A 24491-nucleotide genomic window follows, 5' to 3' on the forward strand; every position below is an offset into this window, starting at 1 on the left:
GATCCGTCGCGGCCCCCTGCCGGGCGGGAATCAGCGCATCGTGTCGGCGGTCGGGATCTTCAGCGTTGCCGCCAGGAAGGATTCGCGCGCCTCATCCACGTGCGTGCGCAGCGCCGGGTCGGTCAGCATATGCGTGCCCGGCAGCAGCAGCAGGTTGTACGGACGCCCGGCGCCGATGAAAGCCTGCGTCAGCTTCATCGTGTTTTCGAAATACACGTTGTCGTCGGTCAGCCCGTGCATGATCAGCAGCGGTCGCGACAGTTGCGCGGCATAGGTCAGCACGTTGCTGGCCGCGTAGCCCTGCGGATCGTCCTGCGGCGTGCCCAGATACCGTTCGGTATAGGCCGTGTCGTAATCGGCGAAATCCGCCGGCGGTGCGCCCGCGACCCCCACCTTGAAGACATCCGGCCGGCGGATCGTCGCCATCGCGGTGAAATACCCGCCGAACGACCAGCCATAGACGCCCACCCGCGACAGATCCAGTTCGGCATAGCGTTTTCCCAGCGCCGCCAGCCCGTCGGCCTGGTCGCGCAGCGGCAGGTCGATCAGGTCGTTCTTGGTCGCCCGTTCCCAATCATGGTCGCGCCCCGGCGTGCCGCGCCCGTCCAGGCTGACGACGATATAGCCATGATCGGCCAGGCACTGGCTTTCCAGATATTGGCGCGGTGCCTGCAGCACCTGCTTGTATCCGGGCCCGGCATAGACCGACAGCACGACCGGATAGCGCCGCCCGGGCACGAAATCGGCCGGGCGGATGATCATCGCATCCATGTCCAGCGCCCCGGCGCGGGTATATTGGATATGCGGCGCCAGGGTCGGGGTCTCGGCCACGCCGGGCAGGGTGGCCAGCACATGGCCGTCGCGGTCGCGCACCACGCTCGCGGCGCTGCCGTCCGCGCCCATCATGGCGTCGGTAAAGACCGCATGCCCGCCCTCGGCGAACGATGTGGCGTGCAGCCCCGGCTCGGGCGTCAGCCTGACCGGCGCGCCGCCGCGCAGCCCCAGCCGATAGACCGCGTTCTGTATCCGGTCCGGATTGGCTGTGACGGTCACCGTTCCGCCCGCCGCGTCCACATCGTCCAGCGAGACGAAGGGCAGGTCCGGCGGTGTGATCGCGTGGTCCAGCGTGCCGTCGGCATGGCGCAGTTCCAGCCGCCATGCGCCGCCACGCTCGGCTGCCCACAGAAAGCCGCTGCCGTCCGGCAGCCAGCGCGGCAGGGCGTGCCCGCGCCCCTCGCCCGAGGGCGTGATGTTGATCCAGGCCGGATCATGCTCGGTCAGCAGCGTCGCGACCCGGCCGGTGGCCGGATCGACGCGCAGCACGCGTTCCTCGGTCTGCGCGCGGTTCAGCACCACCAGCGACAGGGCGCCGCGTCCTTTCGGCCAGACCACCCGCGCCAGATAGGGGAAGGCATTGCTGTCCCACGCCACCCAGCGCGTCGGCCCGCCCGTGCGCGACACCAGGCCAAGCCGAACCCGCGCATTCGCCGTCCCCGCGCGGGGATAGCGGAATTCGACCGGCGGGGTCGCGGGGTGCTCGGGGTCGGCGATGTAATGGCGCTCGACGCCGGATATATCGGCTTCCTCGTACAACAGCGTCTGCCCGTCGGGCGCCCACCACAGTCCGTCCGGCCGGCTCAGTTCCTCGGCGGCGGCAAATTCGGCCAGCCCGTGCGTCAGCGTCTCGCTGCCGCCGCGCGTCAGCCGCACCGGGCGCCCCGTGGTGCGTCCGGTGCGCAGGCCGATCACATACACGTCGTTGTCGCGCACCGCCGCGACCTGCCGTCCGTCCGGCGACAGGCGCGGCGCGATCCAGCCCCGGCCCGGCAGGTCGGTGACCTGCCCGCCGGCGACCGCCACCTGCATCAGCCGGTCCCCCTGGCTGACCAGCGCGGTGGTCCCGTCGTCGGACAGGGCGAAATCGGTGATGCCGGTCAGTGACATCCGCGCCCGCTCGCGCCGCGCCTTCTCCTCGACCGAGAGTTTTTCGGGCCCGTCCGCCGGCCGCGCCAACTCGACCGCGCGGCTGCCGGCCAGGTCATAGCGCCACAAATGCAGGCTGGTCTCACGCGGGCCGCTGCGCAGGAACAGCACCGATTTCCCGTCCGGCGTCGGCTGCGCGTGGCGCGGCAGGCCCAGGGTGAAATTCCGCGTCGCCGCCAGATCGGCGTAACATTGCCCTCCGCTCCCGGACGCGGCGTTTGCCGCCCCTGCGGCGGCGCCGGCCGCCAGGACCAGCCCCGGCAGGCCGAGCGCCAAATATCGTCCCAGGCGCCGGGCGCGCCCTCTTTGCAGTGCGTTCTTCATGAATGGTCCATGGTTCGTTCAGATCGACGGAACGATGAAGCCCCGCACCACGCGGCGCAAGCGGTCACACGGCGGCGAAACGAAATCGTCCGGGAAACGGGATCATCCAGGCGCTGCCGGCCCCATCGCCATCGCGCGGCTTCATCCCCTCACCCCCTCACCCCCTCGCGCCGGACGCGCCGCTCGGATATGAGGCTGCTGTCCTCACTGATCGAAACATCCCCCATGTCCAGCCCCTTCGTCCGCCTGCTTCCCTTGATCGCCGCGATCGCCATCCTGTCCTGGGCCAGCGCCTATCCGGTGGTGCGCATCGCCTTGCGCGACCTGCCGCCCGTGCCCCTGGCGGCGATGCGCTACAGCGTGGCGGCGGTGCTGGCGGCCGCTTGGCTGGCCTGGACGCGCCCGCCGCTGCCGGCGCCGCGCGACCTGCCGCGCATCCTGGCCTGCGGCGTGATCGGCATCGCGCTGTACAATGTCCTGTTCAACAGCGGCGAGGTCACGGTATCGGCCGGCGCCGCCAGCCTGCTCATCAGCGCCGCCCCCCTCATGGCCGCGCTGATCGCGGTGGCGACCATGGGCGAGACCCTGTCGCGCTGGGGCTGGGGGGGATCGCTGCTCAGCTTCGCGGGGGTGGTGCTGATCGCCCAGGGGCAGATCGGCGGCATCGCGTTCGGCTCGGGGGCGACCCTGGTCTTCGGCGCGGCCGTCTGCGGCGCGCTCTATACCTCGCTGCAGAAAAGGCTGGTGGTGCGGTACGGCGCCCTGCCCAGCATCAGCTACATCCTGCTGGCCGGCGCGCTGTGCCTGCTGCCCTGGCTGCCGCAGGCCCTGGCCATCATGCCGCACGCCCCCGCGCGCTGCTGGGCGGCGGTGCTGGAACTGGGCATCTTCCCCGCGGCGATCGGCTATGCCGCCTGGGCCTTCGTCATCGGCCATATGGGGGCGGCGCGCGGGGCCGGGCTGCTCTATCTGCTGCCGCCGGCCACCCTGGTGCTGGCCTTCGTCCTGACCGGCGAGATCCCCAGCCCACGCACGCTGATCGGCGGCGCGATCGTCATGGCCGGGGTCGTGCTGACCAACATGTACGGCCGCGCCCGCCCCGCCTGATTCAGCACCCGCTTCCGTTCCGGCTTCATGCAGGCCACCACGCAGAGTGGCAGCATCGTCGCGCGGCTGATCCGCCTTCCGGTCTCGAAAATTTTCCAAGACATCTGTCCACGCCTCATAATTCCAGATGCAGGAACTGGTTGAACGCGCTGGGCACGTAAGACCCGAACGCCGCCCCATCGACGAAACCGCGCCGGCGATACAGCGCCAGCGCCGCCGCGAAGGATGGTCCGCACCCCGTCTCCAGGCTCAGCCGCGTCATCCCCCGCGCCCTGGCTTCGGCGATGATATGATCCAGCAGCGCCGCGGCCGCGCCCCGGCGCAAATGCGCGGGGTGGGTGCGCATGGATTTCACTTCGCCCGTCCCGTCATCCATGGTCCGCAGGGCTCCGATCGCCGCGATCTCCGCACCGTCCCACGCGCTCCAGACCGTGATCGCCGGATCGCGCAGACCGGACAGGTCCAGCGCGAAGACATGTTCGGGTGGCGTGCCGGCCCGCATGCCCGCCAGATGCAGCGCCAGCAAAGCCCGTGTCGGCGCGCCGGTCAGATCGTCGACGCGAATGGAAAAATTGCGGATATTCTTCATGCTTCGCAGACTCCTCTTTCGTCGATCCTCATCGTCCGGCGCAGGAACTCCCCGATCTCGGTCAATAGTACGGCCTGATACGCCGCCCGATCGAAACCCGGTGGATCCTGCGACGGCGGAAAATCCGACCTGATCCGATGGGGTGGAAATGGACTCAGGAACGAAAAATGCCCGGCCCCCGCGACCAGCCCGCAGGCGATGCGCCCGGCATCCGGCACGCCCTGCCGCACGATATCGGCCAGCCGGGGCGGGATCAGCGCATCGTGCTCGGCGAAGCGCATCAGGATCGGCATGTCCACGCCCGACAGCGCGCCCGGCGCGCCAAACCATCGCGTCGCGGGGGCCAGCAGCACCAGCGCCGCGATGCGCCGGTCCCGCGTCACCGCGATCGGCCGCGGCGGGCCCCCGGACATGCCGGCCCCGCCGCTCCAGGGCTGGCCGCCCGCCGCCGCCAGCACGGAATAGCCACCCATGGAATGGCCGATCATCGCGACCCGCGCCGCCGGATTCGTCCCGATCATCGGGTCGGCCAGGGCGGCATCGACGCACAGGCGCAGATGGCGCGGGCGATTTTCCAGATTGGACAGGCTGCCCGCCAGCGCATTGTCATTCAGGCTGTTGCCCGGATGTTTCGGCATGGCGACGACGAATCCGTGCCGCGCCAGCCCGATAGCCAGGTCGCGATGGACCCAGGGCGTACCGCCATCGCCATGCGACAGCACCACCAGCGCACGCGGTCCCGGAACCGGCCGCCCGTCCCGCGCCAGTTCCAGGGGGTACGACCCGACATGATGCAGGCGCGGCGCGTCCCCGCTCGGGTACAGCAGATTCAGCTCGATGATTGCATCCTGCGCGATGTCCCGTACCGCCAGGCAGCGATGGCCGATCGCATGGCCCATTGCCCGGTTCTCCTTTCCTGCGCTCGGCAAGGCTTTTTACAGATATGCGGGCATTCATGACGGGCTTGCTTCCACCGCCCGCGCGGCGGCCGCTTTTCGAAGCCCGGCCCAGGTCAACCCGTAAATGCACAGGACGACAAGGACAAGTGCTCCGATCTGGTATGGTGCGATCCTCTCGCCCAAAAAGGGGACCGCGAGCGCCAAGGTCAGCGTCGGCCAGGGCGTCGTGATCGAACTGGCCAGCGACACGTCGATATGCCGGATCGCATGGAACCACACGATCAGTTCCAGGTAATAGGCCAGCCCCATAAGGATCGCCGTCGGCTGCGAGACGGCCGCAACAAGCGCGGGCAGGACGGAACGGCCCGTCGTGGCGGCGAGCAAGGCGAGGAGGAAGAGGGTCGAGATCGCAACACGGACAAAGGTGACCTGCACCGGCGTCACCGGCGTGCGGCCCAGTTCCTCCTTGATGATCACATGGGCGACGCTCCACAGGAGCGGGACAGCGAGCGAGGCCAGAAACCAGACCGAGAGAGTCGCCGCCCGTCCCGTTCCACCGGTTCCAAGATAATAGAGGGTTCCGATCAGGACCGCCGTCAGGCCCAGTTCCGCCGCGGTCTTGCGCCGCTTGAGGAACAGCGTCTCCCACAGGATGGCAAAGAGCGGATAGGCCTGAATGGCGATGGCCGCGTTCGTGGCGCCGGCTTTCTCGATCCCCAGCACGTAGAGATACGTCGACAGGCCGAACATCGTCCCGGTCATCAGCGCGACGGCAGCCATGCGTCCCGTCTCGCGCGGAGGAACGGCGACACCGAAGACGCCCCTGTCGCCCCGTATCCATTCCAGTACGAAAGCCGGCGCCGCGAAGATGACCTGCCAGACGGAGAGCGCCGCCGCGAAGGCGAGAGCGCCGACCCCGTCGGGGCGGGAGTTGGAAATGATGGGCATGATCCCCAGAAGAACGAGGCAGCCGAAGGAAAGCGCGATGCCCTTCGGGGCGGCGTGGGGCGACATTGCATTGTTCCTGAAATCATTGCATCGATTGCTATGAAAACTGCATCTTTCGTGACATGCGAAACAAGGAAAACATTGATCTGCGCGCAATTTGGCATCCCGATCTGAGCGGGCGGCGCGGACCGAAATATCTGCAGATCATCGCGGCGATGGCCGAGGACATCGCCTCGGGCGACTTGCCCGCGGGCGCGTGCCTGCCGCCGCATCGCGTGCTCGCCTGGCAGCTCGGCCTGTCGCCCAATACGACCAGCCGCGCCTATGCCGAGGGGGTGAAACGCGCCCTACTGCGCGGTGAGGTCGGGCGCGGCACCTTTGTTCGGGTCCCATCGTCGCGACCCACGGGCGGCGAGGCCGGAGATCTGCGCCGCCAGGGTCATGGCCCTGTCGATTTGTCGCGGAACCTGCCGCTGGCGGGGCTTGCCGAGCCGCATGTCCGCCGCGTGCTCGACGAAATCACGCGGGGACCCGGGCTGTCCGCCATGCTCGACGACCAGACCGATGCCGATCTTTCGCGGCACGCAGGCGCGGCGGTGCGCTGGCTGGCGCTGTGCGGGCTGGAGGCGGCGCCCGAGGAGATCATCGCGACGAACGGCGCCCAGCACGGGTTGTTCTGCACCCTGATGGCGCTTTGCCGACCCGGAGACCTGCTGCTGGTGGAGGCGCTGAGCTATGCGTCCCTGCGTGGCATCGCCGACCGGCTCGGTTTGAAACTCCGCGCCGTGGCGATGGATGCCGAAGGACTCTGCCCCGCATCGCTGGAAGAGATCTGCTGCGGCACGTCCCCGAAGGCGCTTTACCTCACGCCGACATTGCAGACCCCGACCGCCGCGACGCTGTCGTACGAGCGCCGTCGGACCATCGCCCGGATCGCGCGGCGTCATGACCTGATCCTGATCGAGGACGACGTCTTCGGTCCGTTGAAGCCCGACCGCCCGGTCGCGATTGCCGTGCTCGCGCCCGAACGGACAATCTATGTCACGAGCCTTTCGAAATGCGTGGCGCCGGGACTGCGTGTCGGCTACCTTCGCGTCCCGGGCGAGCTTGGGCCGGCGCTGCGCCATGCGGTCAATCTCAGCATCTGGATGACACCGCCGGTTACGTCCGAAATCGCGGCGCGGCTCATCCTCGACGGCACTGCCGCGCATCTGATCGCGGCGCAACGTCACGCCGCCGCGCGGCGCCAGGGTCTTGCCCGGCGCGTACTGAGTGATTTTGACTATGCGTCCGACCCGCATGGCCTCCATATCTGGCTGCCTCTCTCCGCCGGATGGCGTGCCGACACGTTCCGCCTGGCGGCGGAGGGACGCGGCGTTCTGGTGGCCGAGGGGCAGCGTTTTGCCGCGCATCCCGCCGACAGCCCCGAATCCGTCCGCCTCTGCCTCAGCCATGAACCCAGCGAGACGCGGTTGCACGACGGGCTCGCCGCGATCGCGACGTTGCTTCAGAACAGGAAATAGCGTTGCCGCATCGGCAGGGTTTCGGCGACCTCGCCCGACAGCAGCACGCCGTCGGCCCGGATGGCCTGCGTTTCGGCGTCGATCTCGATCTCCGGCATGGCGCTGTTCAGCACCATGTCCTTCTTGCTGATGCCGCCCCTTGTGTTCGAAACCACGCGCATCTGCCGCCGCAATTCCAGCCGTTCGGCGATCCCGTCCGCCAACGCGGCCTGCGAGACGAAGGTCACGCAGGCCGCCGCCAGGCTGCTGCCCAACCCGCCGAACATCGGCCGCGCCGCCAGCGGCTGCACGGGCGGGATCGCGCCATGCGCATCGCCCGCCATCGCCTGCATGATCGTCCCGCCCTTGATCACCAGGTCGGGCTTCACGCCGAAGAATGCCGGAGTCCAGATCACCAGGTCCGCCAGCTTGCCGCGCGCGACCGATCCGATTTCGTCCGCCATGCCGTGGGCGATGGCCGGGTTGATGGTATATTTCGCGACATAGCGCCGCACGCGCAGGTTGTCGTCCGTCCGGTCGCCCGGCAGCGTCCCGCGCAATATCTTCATCCGATGCGCCGTCTGCCAGGTCCGCAGCACGGCGTCGCCTACCCGCCCCAGCCCTTGGCTGTCCGACGCCATCATCGACAGCGCCCCCATATCATGCAGCATCTCGGCCGCGACCCGCGCGCCGAGCCAGCCATGCTGCATGTTCGACGGCGGAATGTTCATCGGCAGCATGTTCGGCAGCGCCGCCAGGCGGAACATCTCGGGCCCGCGCGCGCCCAGTATCGGCAGAACCGTCCGGCCGCGCGCCGCGGCGATCATGTCCTCGACCGGCTTTCCGTCGCGGTCCCCCCCGCCTTCCATGTCGGCGGCACTCAGCACCGGAACATCCATCCGTTCGGCCACCGACAGGCAGGTCTGCAGGGCGGCGGCCGTGATCCCGCCTTCGCCATGCAGCATCAGGCCGGCGGCGCCGCCTCGCACCATTTCCTCCAGAGCCGCGGGACGCAGCGCATCGCCCCGCCCGGTCAGCGCCAAATTCACCGGCAGCGCCTCCGCCGCCTGGATCATCCGCGCCAGGTGCCACGGTCCGGGCGTGCCGGGCGCCGCCATCGTGCCCGTGGCCGGCCCGGTACCGCCGCCGATCATCGTGGTCACGCCCGCCGCCAGCGCGTCCTCGGCCTGTCGCGGACCGACCAGGTGGATCGGCGATTCGATCCCGCCCGCAGTGACGATGCGCCCGCCGGCGGCGATGATTTCCGTCCCCGGCCCGACCAGGATATCGACCCCGCCCTGCTGGTCCGGATTGCCCGCCCTGCCGATCGCGCCGATACGCCCTTCGACAATGCCGATATCCGCCTTGACGATTCCCCAATGGTCGATAATCACCGCGTTGGTGATCACCGTATCGGCCGCGCCTTCGGCATTGGTGCGCTGTGACCGGCCGATGGCGGCATGTCCCGTCCGCCCATGACCAGGCCGGGCTTTTTCGCCACGATGCGTCAGGTCATGCTCCACCCGGACCAGCAGCGCGGTATCGGCCAGCTTCAGCGTGTCGCCCGCGATCGGGCCGGCCGTGCCGTCCCGCCGCCCCTCCGCGCGGTCCGGTATCTTGGTCATCTCTGTGCTCCTCTCGCCATGCCGCGCCATAACGGGCGGTGTGGCATCAGCGGATCGGGGTGTGAACGCGCACCGCTCTCGGGCCGTCGGGAAACAGCGCATCGACCTCGATGACCGGGATCATCTCGGCGACGCCGGCCATCACCTGCGCGCGGGTCAGGACCTGCCCGCCCGCCTGCGCCAGTTCGTCCAGGCCGCGTCCGTCACGCGCACCCTCGACCACCGCATCGGTGATCAGGGCCACGGCTTCGGGATAATTCAACCGCACCCCCCGTTCCAGGCGCCGGCGCGCCACCTGGGCCGCCACGGCAATCAGCAACCCGTCCTTCTCATGCGGGGTCAGATACACGGCACATCCTCTTCGCGGCTTTGCCTTCTCTAAATGCGCCGTCCCGCCGCGATTTTCCCGGGACGGGCTTCACGGTCGCGTGATGCCGATTTTGCGCGCGGCGTTATGTTATCAATGATAACATTGCGAACAATCCCGCGGGAAAGGCGTCCAAGTCGCGAAAACACGCTGGGACCAAAAAAATCGGGACCGAGAAGAGGGAATCGCATCATGACCGCGCTGATCATCACCGCCCTCATCTGGGTCGGGCTGCATATCGGGCTGGCCGGCACGCGCCTGCGCGACCCCATCGCCCGCCGGCTTGGCGACCAGGGATTTCGCGCCTTGTTCTCGGTCCTTTCGCTGGCTGCCATCTTCGTCCTGGCGCGCAGCTACGCGGCCGCGCCCTATCGCGGCCTGTGGGTGGCGCCGGACTGGCTGCGCTGGCTGCTGGTGCTGGCCATGCTGCCCGCGTTCGCGCTGTTCGCGGGCGCGGTCCTGTCGCGCAACCCCACGTCGCTGGGCCCGCCGATCGGCCCGGAATGGCAGCCGCGCGGCATGGTGCGCATCACCCGCCACCCCATGCTCTGCAGTTTCGCGCTGTGGGCGCTGGTCCATATCATCGGCACGGGCGACGCGGCGTCGCTCATCTTCTTCGGCGCGTTCGGCGTGACGGCGCTGGCGGGCACGAAGTCGATCGACGCCAAGCTGGCCCGGCGGCAGCCGGTCCTCTGGCGCACCCTGGCGGCCGGCACCTCCATCGTCCCGTTCGGCGCCATCCTGGCCGGGCGCAACCATTTCGCGCCGCGCGAACTGGGCTGGTCCGTCCCGGTCCTGGCCCTGGTGCTCTGGGGCGGGTTGCTGATCCTGCACCCGCTGCTGTTCGGCATGTCCCCCCTGCCGCATGTCCGATAGCGGTGACGTATCGCGGGTCAGTAAATATTTAGGAAATATTCAGGCGGGACCGGCGATATTCCGTCGATCCCGCCCGCCGCGTCACTCTGACGGCACGTGGTCGCGATAGCGGTCCCAGTGGCGTAGGATTTCCGCGATCACCGGCGCGCCCGCGCGTTCATTGTTGTCGAAGGCGAGCGCCTGCCCGGGGCCTTCATCCCCCATCGAATGCGTCACGTCCATGCCCGGCGGCGGCATCGAAAAATTGCTGGCCGAACGCAGCACCATGATCCGGTTCGCATCGACGAAGCCCAGGCGCGCCAGAGTGCGCATCTCACGCTGATAGGTCTGGCTCTCCTCGTTCGTCATCACGAACAGGCCCCGGCCCCTGGTCCACAGCTTCACCCAGTTCTCCGCCCATTGCGTGCGCGGCGCACCGTGCCAGTACCGTTCGGCGCCCAGCGTCTCGCCCATCAGGACGAAAGGCGCCTTTTGCGCCTGCGGAAATCCCGTCCAGGCCGCGCGCCGCGCCGCGACCGCCGGGTCGTCCGCCAGCGCGGCGGTGCGGCTCAGCGCATAGGCCCAGCGCGCCAGCCCCTGATTCAGCGGATAGGCCTTGCTCAGTTCCGCGACATCGGTGACCGACCCGTAATGGTTCGGATTCTCCGGCAGCGTGTCGGGACGCGACGCGCCGATCGCATACAGGCCATAGGGCCAGCCTTTCGGAACGGTCCGATCGTCGATCTCGCGCAGCGCGTCGCCATCCACCACCCAGCGCGCCCAGGCGACGCTGCCGACCGGCGCCGCATGCGGATCGACACCGGATATTCCGGTAAACAGCCAGTAAGTTTTATGAAAATCGAAACGCGGATCCAGCACGAACGCCGCCAGGTCCGTCACGCCATGCCGCAGCACGATCCCGTACAGCCCGTCCGCGTTCCGCCGCACCACGTCCGGCGCCCCGCGCACCGGAACGGTCTGGTCCAGATGCTCGCGCTCGACCCAGTCCTGATACTCGCCCGGCGCGTCGCCGCGATCCGCGCCGTTTTCCCAATTGGCAACCACGACCATTTTCACGTCCTCGGCCGCCCGCGCCGTCGGGACAAGCCCGATGGCGAGCAGGCAAGCCAGGCCGGACATTGCGCCGCGCCCCGCGCGCCAACGATCGTTCCTTCTCATGTCGGACTCCAACATATCCCCCTTATGTCAAAATGACGTTCCGCTTATTCCGGATCTGGAACGCGCGCGCTAGTGTCATGGCTCCGGAATCCGCAGGCGAATTCCGGAGATCCGCAGGCCATTGGAATCTTGATTCTCCTGTCCCGAAACCATCGTCCGTTCAGGCTCGTCCCATGTGCTCCATCACCCTCCGGACCGTCGAAACCGTGCAGGACCGCGACTCCTGCTTCGCCGTCCGCGCCGCCGTATTCATCGACGAACAGCATGTCCCGCCCGAGCTGGAATATGATTCCGACGACGATACGGCGCTGCATGTGCTGGTCCTGGCCGACAGCGGGCCGGTGGGCACCGCGCGGGTCCTGTTCAAGGATGGCGGCATGACCGCCAAGATCGGCCGCGTGGCGATCGACGCCGCGTGGCGCGGCCGGGGGCTCGGCCGCCGCCTGATGCGCGCGATCGAGGATCTGCCCGCCTGCCGCGGCGTGGCCTGTTTCATGCTGGACGCTCAGACCCAGGCCCTGCCTTTCTATGAATCGCTGGGCTATGTGGCGTATGGCGAGGAATTCCCCGATGCCGGCATCCCGCACCGCGCGATGCGCAAGCGGCGTCCGGTCGCCGATCCCGCCCCCTGAATGTCCCGCGTCCCGACACCGCACGCCCGGCAGCAGGAACCGCCAGATGTCCATCGCCCCCACGCCTCAGCCTCCTTATTACGCGGTCGTTTTCACTTCCCTGCTCGGCCGGGACGATGCCGGCTATGGCGAGATGGCGCGCGTGATGGCCGAAACGGCGGCCCGCCAGCCCGGCTTTCTGGGCGTCGAATCGGTGCGCGAGGGCGCGGGACCGGGCGCGCCGGGCATCACCGTCTCCTATTGGCGCAGCCTGGAGGACATCGCCGCCTGGAAGACGGACGCCGCCCACCAGATGGCGCAGCGCCTGGGGCGGCAGCGCTGGTACGCGGCCTACAAGACCCGGATCTGCCGGGTCGAACGCGATTATGATTTCGCCGCCGGCTGAATTCGCGACAGAATCATAGAATTTTCGAAATGATTGAGACATATTGTGCGTTATTCCTGCGCTCGGCGCAGAATGACGCCAGCCCGCGTTGTCGCTTTTGCTGCCGGTCTGATAGGTGTTTCGCCCAACGTTCGCGCTTCTATTCGGGAATTTCATGAATTCTTCTTCATCAACGCCTCCGGGTGCCGCGTTGGCGCTTCCCTCCCGTGCCGCGTCTTTCAGCGTCGTCGTCGCCATCGAATTATGGGAACGCTTCGGCTATTACGGCATGCAGGCGGTGCTGCTGCTGTTCATGGTGCAGCATCTGGGCTTCGCCGACGCCCGCGCCAACATGACCTGGGGCGCCTTCGCCGCTATGACCTATGCGCTGCCGGCCGTCGGTGGCTGGCTGGGCGATCGCGTCCTGGGCTCGCGCCGCGCCATGCTGACCGGCGCCACCACGCTGGCATTCGGCTATGCCGTGCTGGCGCTGGCCACCATGCACGAGCAGTTCTTCACCCTGGCCATGGGCCTGATCGCCACCGGAAACGGGTTCTTCAAACCCAACGCCGCCAACCTGGTGCGCCGCATCTATGACGGCGACGATGTCGAACTGGATGCCGCCTTCACCCTCTATTACATGGCGGTCAATGTCGGCTCGACCTTCTCGATGCTGCTGACCCCCTGGCTGCAGGAGCGCTTCGGCCCGGCCTTCGCGTTCTCGGCCTGCTCCGCCGGCCTGTTCGTGGGGCTGTGTTTCTACACGGTCCGCCGTGGCCGGCTGGCCCATGTCGGTACCGCGCCGGATTTCGCCGCCCTGCCGGCCGGGCGCGCCGTTGCGGTCTTTGCGGCGATGCTGGCGGTCATCGGCGCGCTCAGCATGGTGCTGGCCCATGCCGCGCTGGCCCGCGCCTGCGTGTTCATCGCCGGCCTGCTGGTCCTGGGGTGCTGGACCGCGATCTATTGCCGCGCCGCGCCCGCCCAGCGGCCGGGCCTGCGCATGGCCTACATGCTCTCGCTCCAGGGCATGGTCTATTTCATCTTCTACCAGCAGATGATCACGTCGCTGACCCTGTTCGCGCTGCGCGGCGTCCATGGCCAGGTCCGGCTGGGCGGCCTGACCCTGTTCAGCCTGTCCGCCGGGCAGTTCCAGGCGCTGAATCCGATCTGGATCATGCTGGCCAGCCCGCTGCTGGCGTGGCTGTACCGACGCATGGCCCTGGCCGGGCGCGACCTGTCGCTGGCGCAGAAATTCGCCATCGGCTTCGCCCTGGTCACGCTGGCCTTCGTCATCTGGTGGCTGGGGGCGCTGGCGGGTGGGGCAGGGCGGGTCACGCCCTGGGTGATGATCTGGGCCTATGGCGCGCTGTCGGTGGGCGAGTTGCTGATCAGCGGCCTGGGCCTGGCGGTCATCGCCCGCTACGTGCCCCGATCCATCGGCGCCTTCATGATGGGCGCCTATTACCTCGCAGTCGGGGTGGCGATGTATCTCGGCAGCATGGTCGCCAATCTGGCGGCCATCGGTTCGGGAACGGTGGCGGCGCAGGCCGGGGGGGCGGGGGCCTATGCCGACCTGTTCCTCGACCTGGCGATGGCCGCGGCGGGATGCACCGTGCTGTTCGTCCTGCTTCTCCCCCTTGCCCGTCAATGGGATCGCCAGCATAGCTTGGTGACGACATCCACCCAGCCCTGACCCCCGCGGCAGCGCGGCCGGTCGCCGGAGAATCCTGCCTGATGCCGCGGCTGCTTCGTCTTCTTGCCCTGCTCCTGCCGCTGGGGGGTGCCGCCTGCGCGTCGATGCCCGAAACCGGGGGGTCTGAAACCGGCGGCCCGCCCCCTGTCATCCTGGTGTCGATCGACGGATTCCGGCCCGACTATCTGGACCGGGGGGTGACGCCCAACCTGAACGCGCTGGCCGCGTCGGGCGTGCGCGCCGTGGCCATGCACCCGTCCTTCCCGTCGATCACCTTCCCCAACCATTACACGCTGGTCACCGGCCTGCGGCCGGACCGCAACGGCATCGTCGGCAACACGATGTACGACCCCGCCATGCCCGGCATGCGCTTCAGCCTGGGCAACCGCGCCGCCGTTACCGACCGGCGCTGGTGGGACCAGGCCGAACCGGTCTGGGTCACCGCCGAACGACACGGGCTGCGCAGCGCCACCCTGTTCTGGCCGGGGTCCGAGGCCCCGATCCACGGCGTCCGTCCTGCGGACTGGCTGCCCTTCGACGGCGCCATGCCGCCGGACGACCGGGTGGATCGTCTTCTGTCGTGGTTCGACCGTCCGCCGGCGCGGCGCCCGCGTTTCGCCACCCTGTATTTCAACCGGGTCGATCATGCCGGGCATGAATTCGGCCCCGACGCGCCGCAGACCACGGCCGCCGCCGCGCTGATCGACCAGGCGATCGGCCGGCTGGTGGCGGGGCTGCGGGCCCGCCATATCGACGCCGACATCATCGTCGTGTCCGACCACGGCATGGCCGCCACCAGCATGCAGCGGATCGTCTACCTGGACCGGATCGCCCCGGCCGGCACGTTCCGCTTCGTCACGGGCGGCGCCTATGCCGGCGTCGATGCCGCCCCAGGGGTCGCCCCGAGGGCCACCCCCGGGCAGGCGGCGCGATTGGCGGCCGCGCTGCTGGCGCATCACGACCACATGGCCTGCACGCGTCGCCAGGACCTGCCGGAACGGTTCCATTACGGACATAATCCGCGCGTGCCGGCCTTCATCTGCGTGGCCGATGTCGGCTGGATGATCGCAGCATCGGCCGCCCATCCGCCCCGCACGGTCGGCGGCGATCACGGCTATGACGCCATGGCGCCGGAGATGAACGCCACCTTCCTGGCCGCCGGCCCGGCCTTCGTCCCCGGCCGGGTCATCGGCGCCTTCGACAATGTCGATGTCTATCCGCTGGTCATGACCCTGCTGGGCCTCCCCCCGCTGCCCTCCGACGGCACGGTCGCGCCGTTCCGCCCGGCGCTGCGACAATAGGACGCGCTGGCCCGCTCCGGACACCAGGCCAGCCTGAACGGCGTATCGTACGATGAGTGAGCAACGGGGGAATGAGAGGGAGAAACATCGTGGCGTATGCCGGATTCTTCAAAAGATCGGCGGCCCTGGCCGTGCTGCTCGCGCTTGGCGCGCCCGCGCCGTTCCCCATATCCGCCCGCGCGGCGGACGGGCTTTGGGCGGTCTATGACAGCGCGCTGCGCGGGGCGAAATATATCGACCTGACCCATGTGATCACGCCCGCCATGCCCGTCTGGGCCGGTTTCGCGCCGCCGGTCTTCGGGCGGGCCGAAGCCGCGACCGCCGTGCCGCCCTTCGCACGGCAGGGGCAGGTCTTCACCTATGCGGCGTCGGGATTCGAGGCCAGCCGCTATGTCCTGCCCACCGACCAGTTGGGCACGCAACTCGACCCGCCCGCCCATTGGGCACCCGAATATCCGTCGATCGACGAATTGCCGCCCACCTATACCCTGCGCCCGCTGGTGGTGATCCCGATGCAGGACAAGGTGGCGCGCGATCCGGGCTATCAGTTGCAGGTCGCCGACATCACGGCCTTCGAGGCCCGGCACGGCCGTATCCCCGCCGGTTCGGTGGTGTTCGTCCGCTCCGACTGGTCGAAGGGCTGGCCCGACCCCGCCCTGGCGCGGCAGGACCGCTTCCCGGGCGTGTCGCTGGCCGCCCTGCAATTCCTGCATCTGCGGCGGCACATCCTGTTCCATGGGCATGAACCGCTGGACACCGACGACACGCCGACCCTGGAAGGCGAGCACTGGCTGATGCATCACGGCTACGCCCAGGCCGAAGGGCTGGCCAATCTCGACCAGGTCGGCCCGACCGGCTGTCTGGTCGCCATCGGCTATCCGAAATTCCAGGGCGGCACCGGCGGCTATGCGCGCTATGTCGCGATCTGCCCGCATGACTGGCCCCACGGCGTCGCGATCGGCCAGGTGGCCGAGGCGCCGCTGCCCCGATCCGATCGCCCGCTCCATTGGGACGCCAGGGCGGGCATGCGCGTGCGATAGGCAAAAGAGGACGAGGAATGCAGAGCCGGCATGAATCATGAACGCAAGAATTTCCGCCTCACGGATCGCGCGGTGAAGGCCGCGACGACCCGCCGCCCGTCCGCCGGCCGGGCGTTGGCCGGCCGGCTGGCCTGCCTGCTGACATGCCTGGTCCTGGGTCTGGTCCAAGGGGCCTGTTCGTCCGGCCCGCGGCGCTGTGTCGTCTCCACCCTCGGCGATCTCAAGGTCATGAACGATGTCGGCCAGCCTATCGTCCGCGCGACGATCAACGGCACGCCCGTCGCCTTCCTGATCGATACGGGGGCTGCCTTCAGCATCGTCTCGCCCGAGGCCGCCGAGGCGTTGCGCCTGCCCTATACCGGCCAGTTCGTTCCCATCCAGGGCGTGGGCGGGCAGACCGTCGGCAATGTGGTCACGGTCGACCGGCTCGGGCTTGGCTCGGGCACGGCGCGCGATACGCTCTTCGCGGTGGCCGGACATTTTCCCGGCCATATAGGCGGGTTGCCGGTGGTCGGCCTGTTCGGCGGCAATTTCCTCGCGGCCGCCGAACCGGTCTTCGACCTGCCCGCCCACCAGCTCGATCTGTACACCGTCTCCGGCTGCGATTCCCCCACCCCGACCTGGAGCGGCCCCACCGACATGGCGCCGATCGAGATCGAGGGCGACTCCGCGATCATGATCGACGTCCTGCTCAACGGGCATCGCGTCTCCGCCCAGTTGGACAGCGGCGCGGGCCATACGGTGATCCTGCCCGGCGATGCGCGCCATGCCGGCGTGGACCGCGCCCGCCTGTCGCAGGACCCGCACGGCCATATGCACGGGGTCGACGACAACCGGTTCGAAGCCCATCTGCACCGTTTCGACAGCCTGCAGGTCGGACACGCGATCTATTACAAGCCGTGGATCGCGGTCGCGCCGATGGAGATCGACCACGCGCTGCTCGGCGCGGACTTCCTGCGCCATAACCGGGTCTGGATCAGTTACCGGACCCAGCGGGTCTATATCCAGCGGCTGCATGCGCCCGACGGCGACCCGACCTTCCAGATCAGGCTGCGCCGGCTGCCGCCGGCCAACCCGGTTCCTGGCACCCCGGTTCCTGGCACGTTATCCCCGCTGCCCCCGGTTTCGACCGCGTCGCGCTGACTGGCGTCCGTCATTCCGGTTGGATACCGTAACGGACCGGCCGGGATGGGCCGGCATGCCGCAGGGAAGGGTTCCGCATGAAGGACGTGCTGCGATTGGGGGCGGTCTTTATCGGCCTGATGGTCGGGGGTGGATTCGCCTCGGGGCAGGAAGTCATCCAGTTCTTTTCCGCCTTCGGGCGGCCGGGGCTGCTGGGGTGCCTGGTCTCGGGCGCGCTGTTCGCCGTGCTGGTGCTGGAATTGTACGCCATTGGCTGCCAGTTGCAGATCCACACCCACCAGCAGGCGATGACCCGCCTGTTCGGCCGGCGGGCGGCCCCGGCGCTCGATCTCGTGCTGTGCGTCTGCCTGTTCTGCATGATCACCGTCATGATCGCGGGCGGCGGCGCGTCGATCCAGCAGCAATTCGGCCTGCCCGCGGCCGCGGGTTCGGCGATCATGGCGGCGCTGGCCTGGCTTGCCATGGTCTGCAACGCCAGGCGCATCGTCGACCTGGTCGGGATCATGACGCCGCTGGTCATGCTCATGGTCACGGCCATGCTCGCCTTCGCGCTGGCCCATCCGGCCCCGCCGGCTGCCCCGCCGCTGCCCCCGCCGCCGCGCGCGGCCGCCAACTGGCTGGCCAGCGCCGTCCTCTACGTGTCGTTCAACGTCGCGGGGGCGGCGCCGGTGCTGCTTGTCGTCGGCGGCCAGGTCGCGCATCTCCGCACGGCGCGGCTGGGCGGTCTGGCGGGCGGGGCGGTGTTCGGCGCGCTGCTGCTCGGGCTGGCCTTCGTGCTGCACAGCCAGGACACCCTGGTGCATGGCAGCGCCGTGCCCACGCTGCGCCTGGCCGGCAGAATGTCGCCTTTGTTCGGCGCCGCCCTGCTGCCGGTCATCCTGCTGAAACTCTATTGCTCGGCGGTGGGCATGACCTACACGCTCGCCGTGCGGCTGCAATCGTTCGGCCTGCCGCGCATGGCGGCGGCGGCCGGCATCGCGCTCGGCGCCTGGGGGATGAGCCAGCTTGGCTTCGTCGCGCTGGTCAACCGCGTCTATCCGGCCATCGGCTATTTCGGATTGGTGCTGATGGCGGTGATCCTGGCGTCGCTGGCGCGACGCTCCCTCGCGCAGCCCCGGGCCGCCTCGGCCTGATCCGCATGGATATGAAAAAATCAGTGCAGATCACGTGATTCCATAAAATAATCAATTGCTCTGATCGGCCGGCTCCGGTTCAAGCTCTGTTTCCATCCGGTTCCGCCCTGCCTTCTTGGCCCGGTACAGCGCGGCGTCGGCGCGGCCGATCAGCGCCTGCCAGGTCTCGCCCGGGCGCGCCTCGGCCAGCCCGGCGCTGACCGTCACACGGCGCGTGCGCCCCGACGACAGCGCGACCGCGCGCGACAGCGACCGCCGGATGTCCTCCATGCGGGCCGCCTTGTCTCCGTCGCCCTGCAGCACGATCAGGAACTCCTCGCCGCCGTACCGGCCGACCTCTTCGCCGTGGCGCCGGCCGCGGCGCAGCCTGCGCCCGATCTCGGTCAGCACCTCGTCGCCGGCCAGATGCCCCATCTGGTCGTTGATCGCCTTGAAATGGTCGACATCGGCCAGTCCGATCGCGAGTCCGATCGCCAGCCCGGTCGCCCGATCGGCGCCGGGGGCGTCCGCCTGCAGGCAGGCCTGCAGGTGCGCCTGGATGGCACCCCGGTTCAGCAGACCCGTCAGGCTGTCCAGCCGCGACTGGCGGACCAGCGCCTCATGGGCCGCGCGGATCTCGGCCGTCTGGCGTTCGACGGTCTCGCGCAGTTTGCGCCGCTGCTTGATCAGCAATCCGACCCGGATGCGCCACAGCCCATAGGCCGCCAGCCCGCAGGCCATGATTTCGCCGATCCGCACCTCCGGGCTCTGCCACCAGGGGCGCCCCATGCCCAGCGAAACCGCGACGATCGCCGGCTCCTGGTCGCGTCCGGGATCATAGGCCTGCAGCAGGAAACGATGCGTGCCCGGCGGCAGGCTCGGATAGCGCACGGTGTCCTCGGTCGCCTCGTTCCAGCCTTCATCCACCCCCTCAAGCCTGTAGCGGAAGCGGATCCGGCCCTCGTCACGATAATCCAGCGCGCCGAAGGTCACGCGGAACGGCGCGCGGCTGAAGGCGACCGCGCGGCCGTCATAGGGGGCGTCGCCCAGGGTCATCCGGCTGATCACCGGCCGCAGCGTCTCGGCGCGCCGCAACTGCTCGGGCCGCAGGATATGCGACAGCCCCTGCTGGTCCCGACCCAGATCGTGCCGTCCGTGTCCTCGATCAGGCTGTCCTGGTCCAGATCGTCGGCGATCAGCCCGTCCGCCGCGGTCACGCGGGTCCAGTGCGCGCCGTCGAACAGCGCCAGCCCATGGTCCGACCCGATCCACACCCAGCCCCGATGGTCGACCAGCACGGCATAGGTCATGTCGGTTCCGATCTCCGACGGGCCGAAGGCGGTCAATGCCGTGATCCGGTCGCCGTCATGCGTCGCGCGATACAGCCCGCCCTGGCCGGTCACCCACAGCGTATGCGCGTCCTGCGCCGCCAGCAGGTTGGGGATGAAATCCGCCTTCGGCCAGCCGGCCCGCGCCACCGTCACGATGCCGTTGCGCCGCCGGACCAGCAGCCTGCGCCCTTCGATCAGCCACAGCGCGCCGTCCCGGTCGATCAGGCCGGACGCATAGGCCCCGCCCATCCCCGGCACCGGGACAGGGGTCGTATCCGCGCGCGCCGTATCGACCCGCCACGCCCCCGTGTCGGACAGGATCCACATATCATGCTCCCGCCCCGGCAGGATCTTGTTGATGCGGCGCATGTCGTAATCCTGCTGCAGGCCCGTCGCCGGATCCATGCGGGCCAGATAGTCCGGCCCGTCATGCCACAGGCGGCCCCGATCGTCGGCGGCGATCAGGAACGCCGCCTGCGGGATCGCGCGCACGACGCGCCGCGCCGCCGTGTCCAGCGCATCGATCCCGCTGTCGGACGTGATCCAGAGCAGCCCGCCCGGCCGGCGCAGCATCTGCCAGATGATGGCGCCGGACAGCCCGTTCCGCCGGTCGAAATTCTCGAACACGCCGAACCCCCGGGTCAGGATCATCCCGATCCCCGGCACGCCGATCCACAGATTGCGCTGACGGTCGAACAGCACCACGCTCAGCGGCGCCGCGATCGGTTCCCCGTCCAGCATCCGCATCGTCCAGCCGTCGTCGGTACGGATCGCCAGTTCGCCGTCATCGGCCTGGGTCATCAACTTGCCGTCCGGCGTCCAGGCGATGGTCAGAAAACGCTGGTAGTTTTCATATTGCGTGCCGATATGCGGGACCGGTTCGACCCGCAGCGTGCCGCGCGCCGGGTCGGCCGTGATCAGGCTGCGCAGGGTGCGGGCATACAATACGCCCCGCCCGTCCTCGGCGATGGCGTCCACCCTGCGGGGCGGCGCCAGGGCAGGGACCGGCAGACAATGCAGGCTCCGCCCCGCCAGCACGCACAGCCGGCCGCCGCCCGTGCCCAGCCACAACCGGTCCCGCTCGGCATGCAGGGCCGAGACGTCCGTCAGGGTGCCTTCAGCCAGCCCCAGCACGCTTTCCAGCGTGTCGATCCTGTCTTCGCCCCCGACCCGATGCAGGAACAGCAGCCGGTCGCGGTCGGTCATGACCAGGCCGCCCCGCCAGGGCGCGATCTTGCGGAATTCGTCGCGGCTCAGCGCCGCGTGTGCCGTCACCGGGACGAAATGCAGGCCCAGCACGGGCATGTCCGCCGTGACGGCATGGGCGACATAAATCCGGTCCAGCAGGACCAGGACCAGGTCGCCGCCCGCGGTCATGACGGCGGCCTGCGCCATGCCGCCGACCGGCAGGCCCTGTTCGGGCCCCAGGGGCAGGAACTGCCGGCCGTCGAATGCGAAGAACCCGTGCTGGGTGCCCACCAGCATTTCGCCGTTCGGCAATTGCAGGGCACTCAGCACCGCGGTGTTCGTCAGCCCGGCCGCCATGCCGTAGCGCGTCGCGGCGACCGTCTGGCTCCGTGCCGGTCTCGCGGCGGACAGCGCCAGCAAGCAGCCGAATACGATCGCAAGTGGTTGGAAATATTTATTCTTCAGAAGAAACGACACGTCAGCCGCCCTGCGTCCGGCAGACGCCCGTAAAGAGGGTGTCACTCTGTCCTCCCGTGGAACGTTCGCGACCGGTCCGCTGGCGGCGGGTGGACTCTCTTCGCCGGGTCCGGTGGCAGGCCGGCCGCCGGGCCATGCCTTCGTTGTGCAAAACGGTCCGAGAGTGCGTTGAAAAAGGTTTACTGAAATGAAACGGCCGCATTACCCCCGATCGTGCCGTCCGGGTCAATAGTCATCGTGCAGAACCTGGGGTGCAGAACCTTGGACGCAGAACCTGGGCAAGGAACCTGGCCGGCCTGCGCGTACCGATGCCCTTATTGCGCGCGTATCGTGCGCGGCGGATCGCTCACGCCATCGCCCCGCTTGCGCGAAGACGGTCCGGAACGCGGCTGATGGGCGTCCGGGCGACGGCGCGCGGGATCGGCGTGCCATCGGCATGGAAACGGTCGGGAAACACCTGGTGCGGCGTCTTGCCGATCAGTTCGGCAATGCGCCGTTCGGTGCGGATGGAATTTCCGGGCCGGTGGATCGCCGCGCTGATTGCGTTGGGATTCAACCCCAATTGGCGAGAGATGCTCGCCAAACTGCCATACCGTTTCCTTAGTTCGGCTTTTATATCCTCGACATGCATTGGCCTAACGCATGGCTTTCATGCCATACTGCGTCCCCTTGTGCGAACCGGGCCGGCGCCAACCGGCCTTTATTTTCAACCCGAGATCAGATGTTGGCGCCTGATCCACATCTCAGAGGATGCTGTGTGAGTTTCTGTATGGCAACTCCAAATGAAAATTCCGATCTTAAAATTTCTGTAATTAATCTCTGATCGGTGGTTATCCGTTGAAATGTCTAAGAATTTAGAGATTCCATACGGCAACGCTGCCAATAGGGCCGGATTCGGCCCCGACGACGCCGGCAGCGACGTAAAACGGCGGGCCGAAAGATTGCGCGCCGCCGTTCAGGCCGCCGGCGGGAATTCCCAAGTGGCAATTCGCGCCCAGATGGCGGTTGGCACGCTCAACAACTACATCGCCGGCCGCGACATGAAGGCCAGCGCCATGATCGCTCTTGCAAGAGCATGCGGCGTGCCGCTCGAATGGCTGGCGGTAGGCGCCGAAACGCCGATGTCCGATGCATTTCTTCAGCGTCCGGGTCGGACGGCGAGCTTGCAGGACGTGCCCGCGTTCGCGCCGGATCTGCTGTTCCATCCTCAATTCGGCGACCGCGAGACGATCCAGGTCAAGTTTTTTGATGCAGAACCGTCCCCCGGCGCCGGAATGCAGCCGAACGATTGGGAAGACGGCAGGATCTATACGGTTTCAAGGCATTTCATCGGCAACGTTCTGGGCGCGTGGAGCAGGAATTTATTCTTTGTCCGCATCCAGGGGGACAGCATGCAGCCCTCGATCGACGCCGGGGATACGCTTCTGGTCAATTACACGCCCGCCCCGTTCGTCCAGTCGGTCTATGTCGTTGCGGTTCAAGGCCTGCTGATGGTCAAGCGCCTGTCGATCAAGGACCCGGAAACCCTCAGCGTCGTCAGCGACAACCCGCGATACGCGTCCTTCGACGTCCCGATCCGGCGCATGACCTGGTCGGCCGATGACGACAGCGCCCAGCTTCGCCTGATCGGCCGCGTCATCGGCCGCTTCCATCTGAATGTCTGAGCCCGCGATGGCAGGCCTCCGGATGATCCTCCGATCGGTCCAAAGGCACCGGCGGGCGTTCCGGCGGGCTTGCGGCGCCGGCTGCGTGGTGGCGCTCCTGCTGCTCGGTCCGCGCGCGCATCCCTGGCGGGGACAGGTCTCCCTGCCGCCGGTGCCGCAGGACCCGGCGGCGCTGGATGCCTGGATCGCCGACCGCGAACGGGCCGCCGGCCCGTTGCGCCCCGATACGCGGGCCCGGATCGTCTGGGCCGATCCGGCCCATCCGGCGCGCACGGCCTGCGCCATGGTCTATCTGCACGGCTTCACCGCCAGCCAGGGCGAAGGCGCGCCCGTTCATGCCGACCTGGCCCGCGCCTTCGGCTGCAATCTCTATCTCGCCCGCCTGCCGGGCCACGGGCTGCGCGCGCCCGATGCGATGCGCGGCCTGTCGGCGGCCGGCCTGATGCAAGGGGCGGCCACGGCACTGGCCATCGGCCGGGCGATCGGCGATCGCGTGGTCCTGATCGGCACCTCCACCGGGGGCGCGCTGGCGCTGGCGCTGGCGGCCCAGCATCCGCGGGCGGTCGCGGGGCTGGTGCTGTGGTCGCCCCTGGTGCGCGAACGCGACGATCGGTTGGACCCGCTGTTCCGGCCCTGGGGCGTGCCCTTGATGTGGCTGGTGCATAATCACGGCCACGCCGTGACGCACGAACCCGCCATGGGCCCGATCTGGACGGGCGACGTCCATCTGGACGGCTATGTCGCGCTGGCCGAACTGACGCGCGGGCAGATGACCCGGGCGACCTTCCGGCGCGTCACCGCGCCGGTGTTCCTGGGCTATTATGATCGCGACCCGGCCCATCAGGACCCGACGGTTTCGGTCGCCGCGATGCTGGCCATGTTCGACCAGCTCGACACGCCGCCCCAGGCCAGGCGCAAGGTGGATTTCCCCGGCGCCGACAGCCACGTCATCGTCTCTCCGCTGCGCTCGCACGCCGCTGCCGCGGTCTGCCGCGCCACGCGCGACGCGCTGCACGACCTGATGGGCCTGGACCCGGCGCCCGGGGCCGGTCCGGCGCCCTGCGCCGGAATCGCCGCCCCGGCGCGGGGTAGCCAGCCGGATTCAGGCGGGTAGAATAGGGCCATCCGGCGCTCCGGCCGGTCAGATCGTGCTGTAAGGAATCGAAAA

At 68.5% G+C, this 24491-nt stretch carries 22 protein-coding genes; 12 read left to right on the top strand and 10 right to left on the bottom strand.

The annotated features are described in order from the left end of the window. Positions 1-30: 30 nt before the first annotated feature. Positions 31-2307, bottom strand: coding sequence for a DPP IV N-terminal domain-containing protein (locus QN315_RS15640; RefSeq protein WP_323990265.1), 2277 nt, complete (start codon positions 2305-2307; stop codon positions 31-33). Between the two features lie 225 nt (positions 2308-2532). On the opposite strand from QN315_RS15640, the gene QN315_RS15645 reads away from it, so the two are divergent. Continuing rightward, positions 2533-3414, top strand: coding sequence for a DMT family transporter (locus tag QN315_RS15645; protein ID WP_323990267.1), 882 nt, complete (start codon positions 2533-2535; stop codon positions 3412-3414). A gap of 115 nt (positions 3415-3529) precedes the next feature. Here QN315_RS15645 and QN315_RS15650 read toward each other — a convergent pair whose 3' ends face one another. From QN315_RS15650 to QN315_RS15660, 3 genes are read right to left on the bottom strand one after another with little or no spacing between them, the layout of a single operon-like run. After that, on the bottom strand, positions 3530-4003 hold the full coding sequence (locus tag QN315_RS15650) for a GNAT family N-acetyltransferase (RefSeq protein WP_323990268.1): 474 nt from the start codon (positions 4001-4003) through the stop codon (positions 3530-3532). Then, complete coding sequence (locus QN315_RS15655; protein WP_323990270.1) at positions 4000-4902, bottom strand: serine aminopeptidase domain-containing protein; 903 nt, start codon at positions 4900-4902, stop codon at positions 4000-4002. Before QN315_RS15655 ends, QN315_RS15650 begins: the two co-directional genes overlap by 4 nt. Before the next feature lie 54 nt (positions 4903-4956). Then, a complete protein-coding gene (locus tag QN315_RS15660; RefSeq protein WP_323990272.1) occupies positions 4957-5916 on the bottom strand; it encodes a DMT family transporter in 960 nt (319 codons plus the stop codon). A gap of 56 nt (positions 5917-5972) precedes the next feature. Here QN315_RS15660 and QN315_RS15665 point away from each other — a divergent pair, with 56 nt between their 5' ends. Further along, complete coding sequence (locus QN315_RS15665) at positions 5973-7373, top strand: PLP-dependent aminotransferase family protein (protein WP_323990274.1); 1401 nt, start codon at positions 5973-5975, stop codon at positions 7371-7373. Here the strand turns inward: QN315_RS15665 and QN315_RS15670 are convergent. Continuing rightward, a complete protein-coding gene (locus QN315_RS15670) occupies positions 7358-8977 on the bottom strand; it encodes an amidohydrolase family protein (RefSeq protein WP_323990275.1) in 1620 nt (539 codons plus the stop codon). The genes QN315_RS15665 and QN315_RS15670 overlap by 16 nt on opposite strands. A 46-nt stretch (positions 8978-9023) precedes the next feature. After that, positions 9024-9326 (bottom strand): urease subunit gamma, encoded by a 303-nt coding sequence (locus QN315_RS15675; protein WP_323990276.1) that lies wholly within the window; start codon positions 9324-9326, stop codon positions 9024-9026. A gap of 210 nt (positions 9327-9536) precedes the next feature. Between QN315_RS15675 and QN315_RS15680 the strand changes: the two genes are divergently transcribed. After that, positions 9537-10220 carry an NnrU family protein gene (locus QN315_RS15680; protein ID WP_323990277.1) on the top strand — a complete coding sequence of 228 codons (684 nt, stop codon included), beginning with the start codon at positions 9537-9539 and terminating at the stop codon, positions 10218-10220. Positions 10221-10301: 81 nt separating this feature from the next. Here QN315_RS15680 and QN315_RS15685 read toward each other — a convergent pair whose 3' ends face one another. Continuing rightward, positions 10302-11339, bottom strand: a complete 1038-nt coding sequence (locus tag QN315_RS15685) for a purine nucleoside permease (protein ID WP_323990278.1) — start codon at positions 11337-11339, stop codon at positions 10302-10304. 212 nt (positions 11340-11551) lie between these two features. Here QN315_RS15685 and QN315_RS15690 point away from each other — a divergent pair, with 212 nt between their 5' ends. The 7 genes from QN315_RS15690 to QN315_RS15720 all read left to right on the top strand — a co-directional run bounded on the left by QN315_RS15690 (position 11552) and on the right by QN315_RS15720 (position 18684). Continuing rightward, positions 11552-12010: a GNAT family N-acetyltransferase gene (locus QN315_RS15690; protein ID WP_323990280.1), complete on the top strand. Its 459-nt coding sequence runs from the start codon at positions 11552-11554 to the stop codon at positions 12008-12010. Between the two features lie 46 nt (positions 12011-12056). Continuing rightward, on the top strand, positions 12057-12395 hold the full coding sequence (locus tag QN315_RS15695) for an antibiotic biosynthesis monooxygenase (protein WP_176641468.1): 339 nt from the start codon (positions 12057-12059) through the stop codon (positions 12393-12395). A gap of 154 nt (positions 12396-12549) precedes the next feature. After that, on the top strand, positions 12550-14067 hold the full coding sequence (locus tag QN315_RS15700; RefSeq protein ID WP_323990282.1) for an oligopeptide:H+ symporter: 1518 nt from the start codon (positions 12550-12552) through the stop codon (positions 14065-14067). A gap of 41 nt (positions 14068-14108) precedes the next feature. Continuing rightward, on the top strand, positions 14109-15368 hold the full coding sequence (locus QN315_RS15705) for an ectonucleotide pyrophosphatase/phosphodiesterase (RefSeq protein ID WP_323990283.1): 1260 nt from the start codon (positions 14109-14111) through the stop codon (positions 15366-15368). Positions 15369-15457: 89 nt separating this feature from the next. Then, positions 15458-16408, top strand: a complete 951-nt coding sequence (locus QN315_RS15710; RefSeq protein WP_323990284.1) for a cyclase family protein — start codon at positions 15458-15460, stop codon at positions 16406-16408. Positions 16409-16438: 30 nt separating this feature from the next. After that, positions 16439-17551, top strand: coding sequence for a retroviral-like aspartic protease family protein (locus QN315_RS15715; protein ID WP_323990286.1), 1113 nt, complete (start codon positions 16439-16441; stop codon positions 17549-17551). Positions 17552-17628: 77 nt separating this feature from the next. Next, a complete protein-coding gene (locus tag QN315_RS15720) occupies positions 17629-18684 on the top strand; it encodes a hypothetical protein (RefSeq protein ID WP_323990287.1) in 1056 nt (351 codons plus the stop codon). A gap of 51 nt (positions 18685-18735) precedes the next feature. Here QN315_RS15720 and QN315_RS15725 read toward each other — a convergent pair whose 3' ends face one another. The 3 genes from QN315_RS15725 to QN315_RS15735 form a co-directional block, all read right to left on the bottom strand. Then, positions 18736-19758 (bottom strand): GGDEF domain-containing protein, encoded by a 1023-nt coding sequence (locus tag QN315_RS15725; RefSeq protein ID WP_323990288.1) that lies wholly within the window; start codon positions 19756-19758, stop codon positions 18736-18738. Then, positions 19728-21659, bottom strand: a complete 1932-nt coding sequence (locus QN315_RS15730) for a hypothetical protein (protein WP_323990289.1) — start codon at positions 21657-21659, stop codon at positions 19728-19730. Before QN315_RS15730 ends, QN315_RS15725 begins: the two co-directional genes overlap by 31 nt. A gap of 346 nt (positions 21660-22005) precedes the next feature. Then, the gene (locus QN315_RS15735; RefSeq protein ID WP_323990290.1) at positions 22006-22290 is read right to left on the bottom strand and encodes a helix-turn-helix domain-containing protein; all 285 of its coding nucleotides are present in this window, start codon (positions 22288-22290) and stop codon (positions 22006-22008) included. 349 nt (positions 22291-22639) lie between these two features. Here QN315_RS15735 and QN315_RS15740 point away from each other — a divergent pair, with 349 nt between their 5' ends. Together QN315_RS15740 and QN315_RS15745 are read left to right on the top strand one after the other, a co-directional pair. Further along, positions 22640-23323, top strand: coding sequence for a LexA family transcriptional regulator (locus QN315_RS15740; RefSeq protein WP_323990292.1), 684 nt, complete (start codon positions 22640-22642; stop codon positions 23321-23323). Positions 23324-23408: 85 nt separating this feature from the next. After that, positions 23409-24437, top strand: a complete 1029-nt coding sequence (locus QN315_RS15745) for an alpha/beta hydrolase (RefSeq protein WP_323990294.1) — start codon at positions 23409-23411, stop codon at positions 24435-24437. Positions 24438-24491: the final 54 nt, after the last annotated feature.

It is taken from the genome of Nguyenibacter sp. L1 (assembly GCF_035199985.1).
GTDB lineage: Bacteria > Pseudomonadota > Alphaproteobacteria > Acetobacterales > Acetobacteraceae > Gluconacetobacter > Gluconacetobacter vanlangensis.